Here is a 14,417-nt window from a genome sequence, read left to right as displayed (position 1 = left end):
ATGACCAAGGCTTTGATCGTCGTGGACGTGCAGAACGACTTCTGCGAGGGCGGTTCACTCGCGGTCGCGGGTGGCGCGGCCGTCGCCGCGGCCATCTCGCAGCACATCGCTTCGACGCCGTACGACCACGTCGTGGCGACGCGGGACTACCACGTGGATCCGGGGTCGCACTTCTCGGAGACGCCGGACTACGTCGACACGTGGCCGGTGCACTGCGTCGCCGGGACGCCCGGTGCGTCGTTCCACCCCGAGCTCGACGTGGCCGGGGTCGAGCAGGTGTTCTCGAAGGGCCGGTTCGCCGCCGCCTACTCGGGTTTCGAGGCGGAGAACGACCTCGCGGGATGGCTGACGGACAAGGGCGTGACCGACGTGGACGTCGTCGGCATCGCGACGGACCACTGCGTCCGCGCCACAGCCCTTGACGCGCAACGGAACGGCTTCCGCACGACGGTTCTCGTCGACCTGACCGCCGCCGTGGCCGAGAACACCCGCGACGCCGCTCTCGACGAGCTGCGCGCCGCGGGTGTCGTTGTCTCGTAGTGCAGTTGATGCCTACGGAGTTGGCGAGCAGGCCACGCTGCCGACGGTGATCGACCCCGTGTAGCCGGACGACGGCTCGAAGGAGATCTTCAGCAGCGTCATGCTGATGCTGCCGTCGTTCGGCACCGGGAACACGGTGTCGGTGAACTTGGCCCTGGCGAGCACGGTTCCGTCGCTCGCCTTGATCTCGTGCACGTACCCGGACGGGATGTTCTGCGGCAGCCCGGTCCAGCCGGACATGCCCTTGAGCACCCAGCCCGCCGACGTGCCCTTCTCGTCCGCGTCGCAGTTGATCGACCACTCGGCGATCTTGAGCCGCGGCCCGTTCTTCCCGACGAGCGCCGACAGCTCGAAGGCCTTGCCGGTCGCGATCGACTTGGTCTTGGTGAGGAACTCGTTCGGGTTCACGACCTCGGTCGTGCACGTCGAACCGGTCTCCCCGATCTTGAGCCCGCTCCTCGCCACGGCCGGGCTGGAGCCGGAGACCGTGCCCGCCGTGTCCGGGTTCACGTTGCACACGGCGAGCGGGTCGACCTTGAACGTCTGGTCCGCTTTGGCGAAGTCGGCGGATCCGGAGGACGCGGTGCCGGGTGGGTTGCTGGCGAGCGCGGGCGACGCGGCCGCCAGCGTCAGCACGGCCACCGCCCCTGCGACCAATGTCTTGCGCACTGTTTCCCCTATGGCTCTATTTCCCACCACCCGATAATGGTTGTGCGGCGTGGCGCGGATAACAGTTCGGCACCCCATGTCACTCGATCGTGAATTCGCAATTACACGAAAGAGTGACAGGCAAACTATTGATCAGCGAACGCCTGCCAATGTGGCGAACGGCTCCCGGCGCGGCAGAGCAGTCGGCAGGCCCGCCAACCTCTCGAGCGCGGAGCACACCCGGACCGCGGCACGCCCGTCGCCGAACGGGTTGCGCCCCAAGGGAAGCCGCAGCCGGGAGCCGAGCACCCAGCCCGCCTCGGCGAGGATGCGGGTGGTATCCGTGCCGACGAGCCAGGCGCACCCGGCGTCGACGGCGAGCATGCGTTCGGTGGTCTCGCGCAGCACCAGCACCGGGACGCCGAACGTCGGCGCCTCCTCCTGGATGCCACCCGAGTCGGTCAGCACGAGAGCCGAGCGCTTGAGCACCCGCACGAGGTCGGGGTAGTCCAGCGGGTCGGTGATGACCACGCGTTCGTGGCCGCCCAGCAGCGACACGACCTGTTCGCGCACACCGGGGTTCGGGTGCGCGGGAATCAGCACGTGCAGGTCGGGGTGCCGGTCGGCGATGGAGCGCACGGCGTTGAGCACGCGCATCAGCGGGCGGCCCCACGACTCGCGGCGGTGCACGGTGACGAGCATGAGCCGGCCACCGGTCGCGTCCAGCGTCCGTTCCAGGGCGACGAGATCCGGGCTCGACGCGGGCAGACCGGCTGCCGCGACACGCTGCACGGCGTCCACGACGGTGTTGCCGGTGACGACGATGTGGCTGTCCGGCAAGGATTCCGTGTTCAGCGCGTTGGCGGCGTCGTCGGTCGGCGCGAGGTGCAGCGAGGTGATGCGGGAGATCATCTGCCGGTTCCCCTCCTCGGGGAACGGGCCGTAGAGGTCGCCGGTGCGCAGACCGGCTTCGAGGTGTGCCACGGGGATTCCGCGCCAGAACGAGGCGAGCGCCGCGGCCAAGGTGGTAGTGGTGTCGCCCTGCACGAGCGTGACCGCGGGGTCGCGCTCCTCCAGCACGGCGTCGAACTCGGGTAACAGCCGGGAGACCAGCTCGGCCTGGGTTCCGTTGATCCTGGGCACGTCCAGCCGCACGTCCGGCACCAGGTCGAACGCGCCGAGCGCCTGCTCGACCATGCCGGAGTGCTGTCCGCTGTGGACGATCGTGGGGCGGAGGGCGGGGTGGCCCTTCAACGCGATGGCGACGGGGGCGATCTTCACTGCTTCCGGTCGCGTACCGGCGACCAGCAGAACTTCCTTCTTCACCGCAGTCCTCTCTCGGGGAGACCGGGAGATCCGCCTGGGGCCGGGGGCAACCCCAGGCGGACCTTCGTCAGCCGGCTCGGTTTCTGGTCTTCGCGACGGCCGGCACCCGCTTCTTGCGCGTGCTGTGCATCAGGAACGCGCCCACGAGCAGGAGGACGATTCCCGCGACGAGCCACCACGTCACGTCCGCGCCGGTCACCGCGAGGGCTCCGACACCCGTGCCGACACCGATGCCGGTACCGGGGACCTTGTACATCTGCCGCTCCTCTTAGGCCGCGTTGAGCGACGTGCGTCGGCGCAGCGCCACGAAGGCGACCGGAGCGGCGACGACACCGAGCAGGCCGAGGCCGATCCACAGGCCTGCGCCCGAGGCCATCGGGATCGGCAGACCGGCGGGACCGCACGTGGCGGACGACAGGATCACGTCACCCGTGCCGATTCCGCCGAGCGCGCCCTGCAGCAGCTTGATGTGAATCGCGTTCACGGTGAGGCTGCCGTCGTCGTTCTTGTACTGCTCGTTGAAGATGACCTCGGCGATCTTGATGCCCGCCAGTTCCACGTTGAGAACCGTGTTGGGCGCCGGGTCCGCGTTCACCTGGCCGAGCTTGCCGAGGTTCACGCCCGCGAGCTTGGACTTGCCGACCAGACCCTTCTGGGTCGCCGTGCACTCCGCCTCCACCAGCTCGGCGGAGATCTTGCCGGTGACCTTGGAGAGCAGGTCGACCCGGACGTCCGCGGTGCTCGCCCGCGAGTACACGCCGCCGGACTTGTCGTCGCGCGACGCGGAGGCGTTGATGACACCGGTCTTCAGAATCCCGGTGAGGTCGACGCCCACGAACGTGTTCTGCGTCGGCCCGTTCGCGTTGGCGGCGGCGAACGGTTCGGCGTTGACCGCCGGGTTGCCGAGCAGCGTCACGTTGAGCCTCGCACCGTATGCCGAGGCGTCCCCCGGAGCGGCCGAAGCAGGTGCGGCACCGACCAGGAGTGCGGCAATCGCGATGACTCCAGCCAGTCCCGTCATTCGGACACGCATGAAACTCCTTCCCTCTGTTTCCTCCGGCCCCAAGGCGCGTTGATACCAATCTGGTTTCACGCTTTCCGGGGGCAATTACCGGCATCGGCTTTCTTTCGAGGGAACTGAGGGTTACTCCCCGTATCGGGCGACACGACCACTCGACTCGCCCAACCAACGCCACTCATCGTGGGTTTTTTTGATCAATTTCCGGTTACGGCGTCACCCGATCCGGGGGTGAGGGCTGACGTTGCGTCTACCGATGGAACGTCAGGTAGCCCGTCTGGGCGCTCCCTCAATCGGTGGAAAGGATCCAAGGGTGACGCTTGCCGTGCGCCGCACCGCATTCCCGAGCCGGGTGACGGTGGTCGTCCTGCTCGGGGTTGCCACGGGACTCGTGTTCGCACATCGCCTGTACCGCACAGCGGAGATCTCGCTGTCGGGCGCGATCCTCAGCGTCATCAGTTCCTATGGCGTGGACGTGATCCCCGACCGGCAGACCGTCTACTTCGGACTGGGTTCGGACACGCCGCTGGGCCTGCGGATGACGCCGGAGTGCACGTCCGCGTTCCTGGTGCTGCCGTTGATCGTGGTGGGTGCCGTGATGATCGCGTTGAGGCCACGCATCCAGTCGCGCGTGCTGTTCGCTTTGGGGGTCGCGGCCCTGGCGGTCGTGATCGTGAACCAGTTCCGCGTGCTGACGTTGGTCGGGCTGGTGCAGTGGCTGGGCGTCGACACCGGTTACTACTGGGGTCACACGCTGCTGGGCTCGATGGTCAGCGTCTTCGGTGGCGCGGCGGCGTTGGTCGCGTTCGTCTGGCTGGCCACGCGGAAGTGAGCCTCGACCTCGTTCTCGGGTTCACGCAGGCCCTCGCTCTGACGATGAGCGTCGCCTTCGTGACGTACGTGTTCGTGATCGTGGTGCCGTACCTGCGGCGCAAGCCCGCGCCGCTTGGGGAGCCGTCGTCGCTGGAGTGGCACTTCTTCGTGCCGTGCCGCGACGAAGAGGCCGTCATCGGTGACACGATCAGGTATCTGCGTTCGACGTTCCCCATCGCGCACGTGTGGGTCATCGACGACGACTCCGACGACCACACCGCCGGTGTCGTGCGGATGTTGAAGCGCAACGGCGGTGTGCGCGATCCGCACATCCATCTCGTGCAACGCCAACGGCCGTATGCCCGCACCGGCAAGGGCAACGCGTTGAACGACGCCTACCGGACGTTGAAGATGTGGATGGGCCGGCGTGCTGATGCCGACCGCGCGATCATCGTCGTGGTCGACGCCGACGGCCGTCCCGCTCCGAACTGCCTGGAAGTCTGTGCGGCACAACACCTCTTCGGCAACCCGCGGATCGGCGCCGTGCAGGTGGACGTGCGGATGATCAACGCCGGCCTGCGTCAGCCCGGAGTCTCGTTGTGGCGGCGCACTTTCGGTGCCGCGCTGGTGCGGATGCAGGACCTGGAGTTCCGCACGGCGATCGCGGCGATCCAGATGTCGCGCGGCGCCACCGGCACGATCTCCATGGGCGGCAACGGCCAGTTCACCCGTCTGTCCGCTTTGGACTCGATCGCCGGGCCGACGGGGTCGCCGTGGCGCGGCTCGTTGCTGGAGGACTTCGAGCTCGGCGTGCACCTGCTGACCGCGGGCTGGCACACCGGGTTCTCGTTGGACACGCACGTGAACCAGGAAGCCCTGTACTCGTTGCGCCGCTTCCTCGCCCAACGCACCCGGTGGGGTCAGGGAACGATGCAGTGCATGCGTTATCTGCGGCGCATCTGGGACTCCGAGCACCTGACGACCCTCGGTGCCGCCGAGATGATGTACTACCTCGCGCAACCGTGGATGCAGTTGCTCGGCACGCTGATCTACCCGATCCCGATGGCGCTCATGGCTTACCGGTTCGCGGTGTCGCCTTCCGAGGTCGTGGCGTGGTTCTTCGACGGCGCGTGGATCCTCTTCACCGTGTACGGCGCCTTCGGTCTGTTGCCGTTCGTCCTGTGGGGACCGGTGTACCGCGCGCGTTGTGTGCCCGTCTCGTTCTGGAAGTCCATCGGGTACGGGTTCGGCTACGCGCTGTACATCTACACCTTCTACATCACGTCGTGGCGCGCGCTGATCCGCTTGGTGCGCGGCAACAACGGCTGGACCAAGACCCGCCGCAACACCGAACGCCGTGTGGTCACTGTGGATGTGTGACCGGTCACTTTGTAGAGATCGAACAAAGACGTTCTCGAGTTGCCCTGGTTAACCTCAGGTTCTCTCGATTCCGCCTGGGAGGGAACCGTGACACTCGCACTCGCGCCCCGTCGCACCGTGCTCGCCGACTTCGTGCCGGGCGCCCTCGTCCGCGACCTGAGCCTGGTGCTCGCCGGCGCCGCCTTCACCGGCCTCGCCGCCCAGGTGGCTCTGCCGATCCCGGGCAGCCCGGTTCCCCTTACGGGCCAAACGTTCGCGGCGTTGCTGGTCGGTGCCGCCCTGGGCTGGCAGCGCGGCGCGACGTCGATGCTCCTGTACTTGATCGCGGGCGTCGCGGGCGTGCCGTGGTTCCAGGGCGGTACTTCCGGCGCGCCGGTGTCTCTGGGTTACGTCGTGGGCTTCGTGTTCGCGGGTGCGCTTGTGGGCGCTCTTGCCGGACGTGGTGGTGACCGCACGCCTCTGCGCGTGGTCGGCACGATGGTTCTCGGCAACCTCGCGATCTACGCCGTCGGTGTGCCGTGGCTGATGGCCATGACCGGCATGTCCCTGTCCAAAGCCGTCGCCGTCGGTGTCGTCCCGTTCCTGCTCGGCGACGCGCTGAAGATCGCGTTGGCGGCCGGTGTGCTGCCGGGAGCCTGGGCACTCGTCCGGCGTCGGTAGCTCGACGTATCGGCACCACCCCGGCCGTCGTTGAACTCATGTGACCACGTCCGCCCCGGAGGAGCTCGGCTGCCTGACCGGCGGCCCGCACCGTGCCGCGGAGGTGGCACTGGCCCGGCTGCTGCACTCCGGTCTGGTCCGGGTCTCCCGCACCGGCCTGGTCACCGCCGTCCGCGTGCCCGGCCTCGGACCGGCGACCCCGCTGGAGGCCGGGATCCTCGGCGGGCTGGGACACGGCAGGAGTCTCGGCGACGTGCTGCGCGTCGCCGCAACCTCGGGTGAGGCCGCGGGTCTGCGTGAACACCTCGCGGGCCGCGGACTGCTGCGGCGACGGCGTTCGCGGCGACCCAGACTGCACCCGTGGCTGCTCCTGCTGGGGTTCCTGCTCGCGCTCCCGGGGTTCGTCGTCCTCCTCTTCCCGGAGATCCTCGAGTTCTTCGCGGAAACCAAACCGTGGCTCGCCTTCGTGCCGCGCTGGGCCGTGTTCGCCGCCGGGATCCTGCTGATCGTCTGGGCCTCGGTGCTGAACGCGCGTGACCCCGGCAGACTGCGGACCAGAGCCGGCTACCTGGTGGTGAAACGGACGAAGGCCTCGCCGCGGGATCCGCTGGGCGCGGTCGCGGTGCTCGGACTGCGCGGCAAGGTCGGCGGGGTCGCGGTCGCCGGGATGTTCGGCCTCACGCCCGCGATGATCCCGGGACGTGGCCGGACGTCGGGCGGCAGCTGCGGGAGCGGATCCGGCTGTGGTGGTGGAGGGGACGGCGGCGGCTGTGGCGGTTGCGGCGGTGGTGGCGACTGAGGGCACTCCTCCGGCGTCGGTAGCTTGAACCAGGTGATCACTCCTGGGGACTATCTGGACCTTCTCGACGCGCGTCTGCCCGGTCTCGTGGTGGGCGCGCACGTGTACGGCTCGCGCGTGCTGGACGACGTCGTCGCCGACTCCGACCTGGACATCGTGATCGAGCTTGCCTCGCCTGCCTCGGTGCCTGCGGTTCCCGGCGCTGACGTGGCCGTGGTGCTCGCGGGTTCGTTGGAGAAGCCGGTCTTCGACGTGACACCGCTTAGTGGCGAGATCACTCCCGTGCTGTGGCAACAGTTGCGAACCGTCGGTCAGACCGTGCGCGGCACACGGCCCACATGCCCCGGCACCGCCGCTGACGTCGAGGCGTACTGCCGGGACAACCTGATCAGCTACTGGAAGCTCGACTTCGACCGGTTCCGCGAGGTGCTCCCCACCTTGGACCCGGAACAGCCGATAGGGCGGGACGCGCTGCTGTGGGTCGGCCTCGGCCCCTCCCGGCTGTGGCACACCATCCGAACCGGCGACATCATCAGCAAGTCCCAGGCAGGCGAACTCGCTGCCCAGCGGTGGCCCGACCTCGCGCCGCGGATCCTCGACCTGGTGGCCTCCCGCCGAGGCGAGGACCGCCACCTCGTCGTCGACCACGGTCGTGCGTCGCTCGAGGTGTTCGACCGGATCCTGGCCGACGTAACGACCTGAGGGTTTCACCCGAGAAATCCGCGTGACGACGCATACCCCGGAAGAGCTGGGCTGCCTGGTGGGCGGCCCCTCCCGCGCCGCCGAGGTGGCCCTGGCCCGCCTGCTGCACATCGGCGCGGTCCGCATCTCGCGCGAGGGCGTGGTGAGCGCCGTCCACCGTCATCCAGGCCGCGTCTCTCCTCTGGAAGCGCGAATCCTCAACAGCGTCCAGGTGGGCCGGTACCTGCACGACGTCCTGCGCGAGGCAGCTTCGTCGCCTGAGTCCTCCGGCCTGCGCCACCACCTGGCGGACCGCGGCCTACTGCGGCACACGAGGTCGTGGCGTCCGCGCCTCTACCCCTGGCTGTACCTGCTGGCGATTGGGCTCGTGGTCGCCGGCGTGCTCCGGATCGTGGCACCACAGCAGCTGCTGGACCTCCCCGTGCCGAACATCACCGAGTACCCGCCCTGGTACTTCTTCGCGGCCGGCGCGGCGGTCTTCGTCTGGGCGAAGGTGCTGAGCGCCCGCGACCCAGGACGGCTCCGCACCAGGTCCGGCTACCTGCTGGCGAAGCGCTCGCAACGACGGGTCAGCGTGCAGGACCCGTTGGGCGCGGTCGCGTCGAGGGGCCTGCGCGGCAAGGTCGGCGGGGTCGCGATCGCCGGGATGTTCGGCCTCACGCCGGTGATGATCGGCCTGCTGCCGCACCGCGACACGTCGTCCAGCAGCAGCTGCGGGGGCGGGTGTTCGTCGAGCTCGTGCGGCAGCGGGGACAGCGGCGGCGGAGACGGCGGGGGTGGGTGCGGCGGCGGATGCGGCGGTGGCGGCGACTGAGCCCTCACGCCACCCGATGCCCCGATCCGCACGCCCCCCACGCCACGCTCCTCTCCCGCGCTCTGGTTCCCGCGCCCCTCTCCCCACGCTCCGGTTCCCGTGCCCCGGTTCCCACGCCCCGGTTCCCACGCCCCAGTACCCGCGCCCCAGTACCCGCGCTCCGTTTGCCGCGCTCCGGTACCCACGCCCCGTTTGCGGCGCCCAGGTACCCACGCCCCAGTTGCATCGCTCCGGTTGCCGCGCCCCGTTTGCCGCGCCCCGGTTCCCCCACGCCCCTTCCCCGCGCTCCGGTTCCCGCGGCCCTGCCCGCGCCCACGAGCCCCGCGTTCCCCAGCGCCCTTCCCCACGCCCGCTACCCGCCGCTCCCCCACGCTCCCCTTCCCCCACGCCGCAGTCCCACATCTCCCGATCTGACCGTTCCACCTCCCCCACATCGGTGTCTGGCGGAGACTGTCGGACCTGCCGGGTACGGTCTGTCTCGTGCCTGAAGTTCCCCCCACGCTGAGCCTGCTCGAGACCGCCGTCCACGCCGTCGGTGGTGCGGAGCGCCCTGGCCAGGTGGAGATGGCCGAGGCCGTCGACCACTCCATCCGCACGGGCGAGCACCTCGCGGTCCAGGCCGGCACGGGCACGGGCAAGTCGCTCGCGTACCTGGTGCCGTCGATCAGGCACGCGGTGGCCGAGGCCGAGACGGTGGTGATCTCCACGGCCACGATCGCGCTGCAGCGGCAGCTGGTCGACCGGGATCTGCCGCGGCTGGCGAAGGCGCTCAAGAAAGACCTGGGCCGCGAGCCCACGTTCGCGATCCTCAAGGGCCGCAGGAACTACCTGTGCATGCACCGCGTGCACAACGGGGCGCCGGACGAGCCGGAGGAGGCCGCGCTGTTCGACCCGTTCGCGGTGTCGAAGCTCGGGCGTGAGGTGAAGCGGCTGCACGAGTGGTCGTCGGACACCGAGACGGGCGACCGCGACGAGCTGGTGCCCGGCGTCAGCGAGCAGTCGTGGCGGCAGGTCAGCGTCACGGCTCGGGAGTGCCTGGGCGTGTCGAAGTGCCCGATCGGGTCCGACTGCTTCGCCGAGAGGGCGAGGGCGCAGGCGGGCAAGGCGGACGTGGTGGTCACGAACCACGCGATGCTCGCCATCGACGCGTTGGAGGGTTACCAGGTTCTGCCGGACCACGACGTGGTGGTGATCGACGAGGCGCACGACCTGGTCGACCGCGTCACGTCGGTGGCCACGGAGGAGCTGAGCGGCGCGTCGGTCGCGATGGCGGCGCGCAGGTGCGGCCGGCTGATCGACCAGGACATCGCGGATCGGCTCGCCGAGGCCAGCGACGGCTTGGCGATGATCCTCGAGGACATGCCGTCGGGTCGCCTCGACGCACTCCCGCGAGCACTCGCCGGAGCCCTCGCCGCGACGCGAGACGCGGCGCACAACTGCGTGTCCGCGATGGGGCCGGAGCGCAAGGAGGACGTCGACGGGGCGACGGCGCGCAAGCTCGCGCTCTCCCTGCTCGAAGAGGTGCACGACTGCGCGGTGCGGATCCTCGACGCGTTCGGCGAGGAGCACGACGTCGTGTGGGTGTCGGGCGACTTCAACCAGAAGTCGCCGGTGCTGCGGGTCGCGCCGCTGGGTGTCGGCGGGCTGCTGCGCGAACGCCTGTTCGCCAAGCGCACCACAGTTCTCACGAGTGCCACGCTCACGCTGGGCGGCGCGTTCGACACGATGGCCCGCCAGTGGGGCCTGCCGCCGTCGGAGAAGGTCCGCAAGATCGAGGGCGCGGCCACCGACAAGGAGATCAAGGACGTCGAGGGTCCCAAGTGGACCGGTCTCGACGTCGGCTCGCCGTTCCAGCACGGCAGCAGCGGCATCCTTTACGTGGCAAGGCATCTGCCGCAACCGGGCCGCGACGGCCTTCCCCCGGAGTACCTCGACGAGATCGAGGGTCTGGTGAACGCGGCAGGCGGCCGCGCGCTCGGCCTGTTCTCGTCGACGCGCGCGGCCAAGGCGGCCACGGAAGCGCTCAGGGACAAGCTCGACTACCCGATCCTGTGCCAGGGCGACGACGCGACGGGCTTGCTGGTCAAGAAGTTCTCCGAGGACGAGCGCACGTGCCTGTTCGGCACCCTGTCGCTGTGGCAGGGCGTCGACGTCCCCGGCCCGTCCCTGCAGCTCGTGATCATGGACCGCATCCCGTTCCCGCGCCCGGACGACCCGCTCGCCTCAGCCCGCCAGAAGGCCATCAACTCACGTGGCGGCAACGGTTTCCTCACCGTCGCCGCCACGCACGCCGCTCTGCTGCTCGCCCAGGGCGCGGGCCGGTTGCTGCGCTCGATGTCGGACAAGGGCGTGGTGGCCATCCTCGACCCCAGGCTGGCCACGGCCCGCTACGGCGGCTTCCTGCGCGCCTCACTCCCCCCGTTCTGGACGACCTACGACCCCGAGGTCGTCAGGGCCGCGCTCAAGCGGTTGGATGCTGCTCAGACGCCCTGACCCGCTCGACCAGGTCGTCACGAAACTCCTGCGCCGCAGCGAGTTCCGGCTCGTCGCCCACGGCTCGCTTCAGCGCGCCTTCCAGGATCTTCAACGCCTGGCGCTCGTCTCCGCGAGCATCAGCCTGCCGCGCGGCGTTCTCCATGGCCTTGGCGAGCTTGGAGGTAGCTTCGGGCTCCGGCACAGCCTTGTTGACCCGGATCCAGTTGCCACCGGGATCGACCACGCTGAACCCGGTGTACCTGTCGTTGCGCACCCGAGGCCGGGTCATCCGCGGGATGCCGGAGATGAGCACTTTCCCGTGCACCGCACGCATTCCGGCCGCGAACGCCTCGTACAACGGACCGGTGTCCTGCACGATGACCAGGCACGTGCCGTACGACTGCTCGGGATCAAAACCGTCCATCCCGAAGAAGTGCAGATTGATGTCTTCCCGCTGCAAAGCCACATGCGGGTTCGGCCGCGTCTGCCGATAGGTGACCGAGAAGCCGAGCATCTCGTAGAACGACGCGATCTCATCGATGTCCGGACAGGGCAGAAGGGGAATCGTCAGTTCGTTCGCCACCGCCCGAAGCTAAGCCCGGTTCCGCCAAAACGACACGGAGGAATTTGCTCAAGCGAACAGCCTCACACCAGCAGCATCACCACACCACCGAGCACCAGCAACGCCGACACCACGGCGATCACCAGCACTCGCCCACGCGGCGTCCCCGCGTGCTTCAACGCCACACCCAACGGACCGATCCCAGCCACGACAGCCCCTTTCGACGGCATAGCAACAACAGCGCGCAACGCCCCGAACGCCACCCTCAACGGCGTCATGCCGAGTTCACGCGCCCCGACAACATCCGCTTCCCACTGCTCGCGATAGCGCTCATCGCCCACGACCGCCGCCGCGAACCGCACCACGATCAACGCGCCCCTCATTGCGCAGTCCGAGGCACAGGCCGCACAACGGGCGCCAAATGAGCGCGCGCCACCACCCTCCGGGCCTCCACAGCACCCTCAGGCGTCAGCAAATACATCCGCCGCCGAGGCCCGCGCCGGTCCGCGTCGTCATCCCACGACGACGTGACCCAGCCCGCGCGCTCCAACCGGTCCAGCAACGGATAAACGCTGCCCGACGGCCGCCCGGTCAGCTTGATGATCTCCAGGCCCCAGCACGGTTCATCGGCGCCCAGCAGCACCTCGAGCACGTCAACCGTAGCTTTGCCGATGCGTTGCAGTGGCTCCACACGACCAATACTACCTATGTAGATTAAGCCGTTCAAGCAGTTCGTCGCGGAACTCCAAAGCCTCGGCCCGCTCATCCTCCGAAGCGTGCGTCTCCCGCACCAAAGCCCCTTCGAGGATCTTCAACGCCTGCCGCTCGGCCCCGTGCGACCCGGCCAGCGTCACCGCGTTCCGCAACGCCCGCGAAAGCCCGTTCCGCGACGGCTCCCGCTCCCTCACCGCGGGCACCACCCGGATCCAGTTCCCACCGGGGTCGACCATCAGGAAGCCGTCCCGCCGGGGCCGGGTCATCCGCGGAATGCCCGTGAGCAGCACCTGCCCGTACACCGCGCGCATGCCGTGAGCGAACGCCTCGTACAGCTCCCGCGGTTCCTCGACCTGGATCAAGCACGAGCTGTACGACTCCGAGACCTCGTACCCCGGGATGCCGAAGAAGTGGAGGTTGATCTCCTCACGCCGCACCGACAGGTACGCGTTCGGCCGGTACTGCCGATACGTGACCGTGAACCCGAGCATCACGTAGAACTCGGCCACCTCGTCGATGGAGGCGCACGGCAGCAGCGGGATTGTCACCTCGTTGGCCACGCCGCCAAACTAGCGCTGCGGCTCAGCCGTCGACCAGCAATCCACGTAACGGTCCTTGCAATCTTCCGGACCGCCGTGACACCCCGGGAAGCGTTGTCACCCGCGAACGCCCCTCCAGCGCGGGCCTCCACACGGAATCCACCACCTCGTCCACCTGCCCCGACACGTCCGCGCCCAAATGCTCGGTCCACAGCCGCAGCCGCACGGAGCGGGCCACCGAGGCGTCGTCGGTCACCACGTTGACCTCGGTGTCGTTGAACAGCGAGTGCTCGTTGAGGTTCGCCGAGCCGACCGAGAGCCACTCATCGTCCACAATGGTCAGCTTGGCGTGTACGTAGACCGGAGCATCGCCGTGTGCGACAAGGGTTGCAGCGACCAGCCGCCGATCGACGTCCGCGTCGAGCAACCGGCCCAACTGACCGCGGGTCGTGTCCGCGCCGTTGCTCGGCTTCTGCGGCAACAACAGCACCATCCGGAACTCCGCGGACGGCGGCCTGCACAGCTTCTCGATCAGCACCTCGGTGATCTCCGGCGACCACAGGAACTGGTTCTCGATGTAGATCAACGACCGCGCCGCCCGCAACGCCCGCAGATACGAGTCGAGCAGGCTGAAATCGCCGTGCGGCGCGAACGAGTAGGTCTTCTCCGGAACCGTCCGCACCAGCTGCACGGACGACGTCCCCGCCTCCGGAGGCACCTCGGGAGCGGGCAGCGTCTCCCCCGCGATCTCCAGCCACCGCGCCGCGAAGTGCGCGGCCACGTCGGCGACGACCGGCCCACGCAACTGGGCCACGTGGTCGTGCCAGCCGAGATCGCGCGGCGGGTGCTCGGGCGAGTCGTGGCGGTCGCCCTCCACCGCGGTCATGTCCAGGCCGCCGACGAACGCCACGTCGTCGACGATCACGACCTTCTCGTGGTGGCAGTGCAGAGTTCGCTCGCGAGCGTCGAGCTCGCAGCGGATCGCGCCCGCGTCCCAGAAAGCCTTCTGCGCGGCCAAAGCACGGCGCCGCGTCGGTTCGAAGAAGGGCATCGGCGGCCCCGCCCACAGCAGCACGCGCACCGGAACCCGTTCCGCCGCAGCGGAAAGCAGCTCGCGCAGCTGCGGCGCACCCGGCTCGCGGGTCAGCCGGAAGTCCGGCGACGCGTGCCAGTTCGCGATGTGGACGTACTTCCGCGCGTTCTCGATGGCTTGCGCCACAACGGGAAATGCTTGAGCACCGTCGACGAGAAGCTCGATGGAGTTCCCGCGCGACACCGGCCGCAGGGGTGTGAACCACCCCGTCGAGGAACCGTCGAGCACCTCGCCCCACCCCAGCCGCCGCAGCCGGCGGGTGTGGTGGGAGCACAGCGCGTTCTCCAGCCCGTCACCGAGCCGTGCGTCGAGCACGTCGAGTAAGCCCACAGTT

General features: G+C 69.0%; 17 protein-coding genes. 8 read left to right on the top strand and 9 right to left on the bottom strand.

The window, feature by feature from the left end:
* The gene (locus AB0M24_RS14985; protein WP_363766484.1) at nt 1-540 is read left to right on the top strand and encodes an isochorismatase family protein; all 540 of its coding nucleotides are present in this window, start codon (nt 1-3) and stop codon (nt 538-540) included.
* 12 nt (nt 541-552) lie between these two features.
* Here AB0M24_RS14985 and AB0M24_RS14980 read toward each other — a convergent pair whose 3' ends face one another.
* The 4 genes from AB0M24_RS14980 to AB0M24_RS14965 form a co-directional block, all read right to left on the bottom strand.
* Entirely contained in the window at nt 553-1,209 is a 657-nt protein-coding gene (locus tag AB0M24_RS14980) for a hypothetical protein (RefSeq protein WP_363766481.1), read from the bottom strand.
* 132 nt (nt 1,210-1,341) lie between these two features.
* Entirely contained in the window at nt 1,342-2,514 is a 1,173-nt protein-coding gene (gene wecB, locus AB0M24_RS14975; RefSeq protein ID WP_363766478.1) for a UDP-N-acetylglucosamine 2-epimerase (non-hydrolyzing), read from the bottom strand.
* A 67-nt stretch (nt 2,515-2,581) separates the two neighbouring features.
* Nucleotides 2,582-2,770 (bottom strand): LPXTG cell wall anchor domain-containing protein, encoded by a 189-nt coding sequence (locus tag AB0M24_RS14970; protein ID WP_363766474.1) that lies wholly within the window; start codon nt 2,768-2,770, stop codon nt 2,582-2,584.
* 12 nt (nt 2,771-2,782) lie between these two features.
* Nucleotides 2,783-3,547: a choice-of-anchor P family protein gene (locus tag AB0M24_RS14965; protein WP_363766471.1), complete on the bottom strand. Its 765-nt coding sequence runs from the start codon at nt 3,545-3,547 to the stop codon at nt 2,783-2,785.
* 337 nt (nt 3,548-3,884) lie between these two features.
* On the opposite strand from AB0M24_RS14965, the gene xrtP reads away from it, so the two are divergent.
* The 7 genes from xrtP to AB0M24_RS14930 all read left to right on the top strand — a co-directional run bounded on the left by xrtP (nt 3,885) and on the right by AB0M24_RS14930 (nt 11,193).
* A complete protein-coding gene (gene xrtP / locus AB0M24_RS14960) occupies nt 3,885-4,364 on the top strand; it encodes an exosortase P (protein ID WP_363767107.1) in 480 nt (159 codons plus the stop codon).
* A gap of 44 nt (nt 4,365-4,408) precedes the next feature.
* A complete protein-coding gene (locus tag AB0M24_RS14955; RefSeq protein ID WP_363767104.1) occupies nt 4,409-5,725 on the top strand; it encodes a glycosyltransferase family 2 protein in 1,317 nt (438 codons plus the stop codon).
* An 87-nt stretch (nt 5,726-5,812) separates the two neighbouring features.
* A complete protein-coding gene (locus tag AB0M24_RS14950) occupies nt 5,813-6,385 on the top strand; it encodes a biotin transporter BioY (RefSeq protein WP_363766468.1) in 573 nt (190 codons plus the stop codon).
* Between the two features lie 40 nt (nt 6,386-6,425).
* Nucleotides 6,426-7,184 carry a TIGR04222 domain-containing membrane protein gene (locus tag AB0M24_RS14945; protein ID WP_363766465.1) on the top strand — a complete coding sequence of 253 codons (759 nt, stop codon included), beginning with the start codon at nt 6,426-6,428 and terminating at the stop codon, nt 7,182-7,184.
* Nucleotides 7,185-7,217: 33 nt separating this feature from the next.
* Complete coding sequence (locus AB0M24_RS14940) at nt 7,218-7,886, top strand: hypothetical protein (protein ID WP_363766462.1); 669 nt, start codon at nt 7,218-7,220, stop codon at nt 7,884-7,886.
* Nucleotides 7,887-7,908: 22 nt separating this feature from the next.
* Nucleotides 7,909-8,700 (top strand): TIGR04222 domain-containing membrane protein, encoded by a 792-nt coding sequence (locus AB0M24_RS14935; RefSeq protein WP_363766460.1) that lies wholly within the window; start codon nt 7,909-7,911, stop codon nt 8,698-8,700.
* A gap of 480 nt (nt 8,701-9,180) precedes the next feature.
* Entirely contained in the window at nt 9,181-11,193 is a 2,013-nt protein-coding gene (locus AB0M24_RS14930) for an ATP-dependent DNA helicase (RefSeq protein ID WP_363766457.1), read from the top strand.
* Here the strand turns inward: AB0M24_RS14930 and AB0M24_RS14925 are convergent.
* The 5 genes from AB0M24_RS14925 to AB0M24_RS14905 form a co-directional block, all read right to left on the bottom strand.
* Nucleotides 11,162-11,758, bottom strand: coding sequence for a hypothetical protein (locus tag AB0M24_RS14925; RefSeq protein WP_363766454.1), 597 nt, complete (start codon nt 11,756-11,758; stop codon nt 11,162-11,164). The two genes, AB0M24_RS14930 and AB0M24_RS14925, sit on opposite strands and share 32 nt — an antisense overlap.
* Nucleotides 11,759-11,820: 62 nt before the next feature.
* The gene (locus AB0M24_RS14920) at nt 11,821-12,120 is read right to left on the bottom strand and encodes a hypothetical protein (RefSeq protein WP_363766452.1); all 300 of its coding nucleotides are present in this window, start codon (nt 12,118-12,120) and stop codon (nt 11,821-11,823) included.
* Entirely contained in the window at nt 12,117-12,428 is a 312-nt protein-coding gene (locus tag AB0M24_RS14915) for a PadR family transcriptional regulator (RefSeq protein ID WP_363766449.1), read from the bottom strand. The genes AB0M24_RS14920 and AB0M24_RS14915 overlap by 4 nt, the downstream gene beginning before the upstream one ends.
* Before the next feature lie 10 nt (nt 12,429-12,438).
* A complete protein-coding gene (locus AB0M24_RS14910) occupies nt 12,439-13,011 on the bottom strand; it encodes a hypothetical protein (protein WP_363766446.1) in 573 nt (190 codons plus the stop codon).
* Between the two features lie 22 nt (nt 13,012-13,033).
* Nucleotides 13,034-14,413: a phospholipase D family protein gene (locus AB0M24_RS14905; RefSeq protein ID WP_363766443.1), complete on the bottom strand. Its 1,380-nt coding sequence runs from the start codon at nt 14,411-14,413 to the stop codon at nt 13,034-13,036.
* Between the last annotated feature and the right edge of the window lie 4 nt (nt 14,414-14,417).

The sequence above is a fragment of the Lentzea sp. NPDC051838 genome (genome assembly GCF_040681245.1).
Taxonomy (GTDB): domain Bacteria; phylum Actinomycetota; class Actinomycetes; order Mycobacteriales; family Pseudonocardiaceae; genus Lentzea.
Note: the sequence above shows the minus strand (reverse complement) of the source record. Positions and strands in the feature narration are given on the sequence as shown.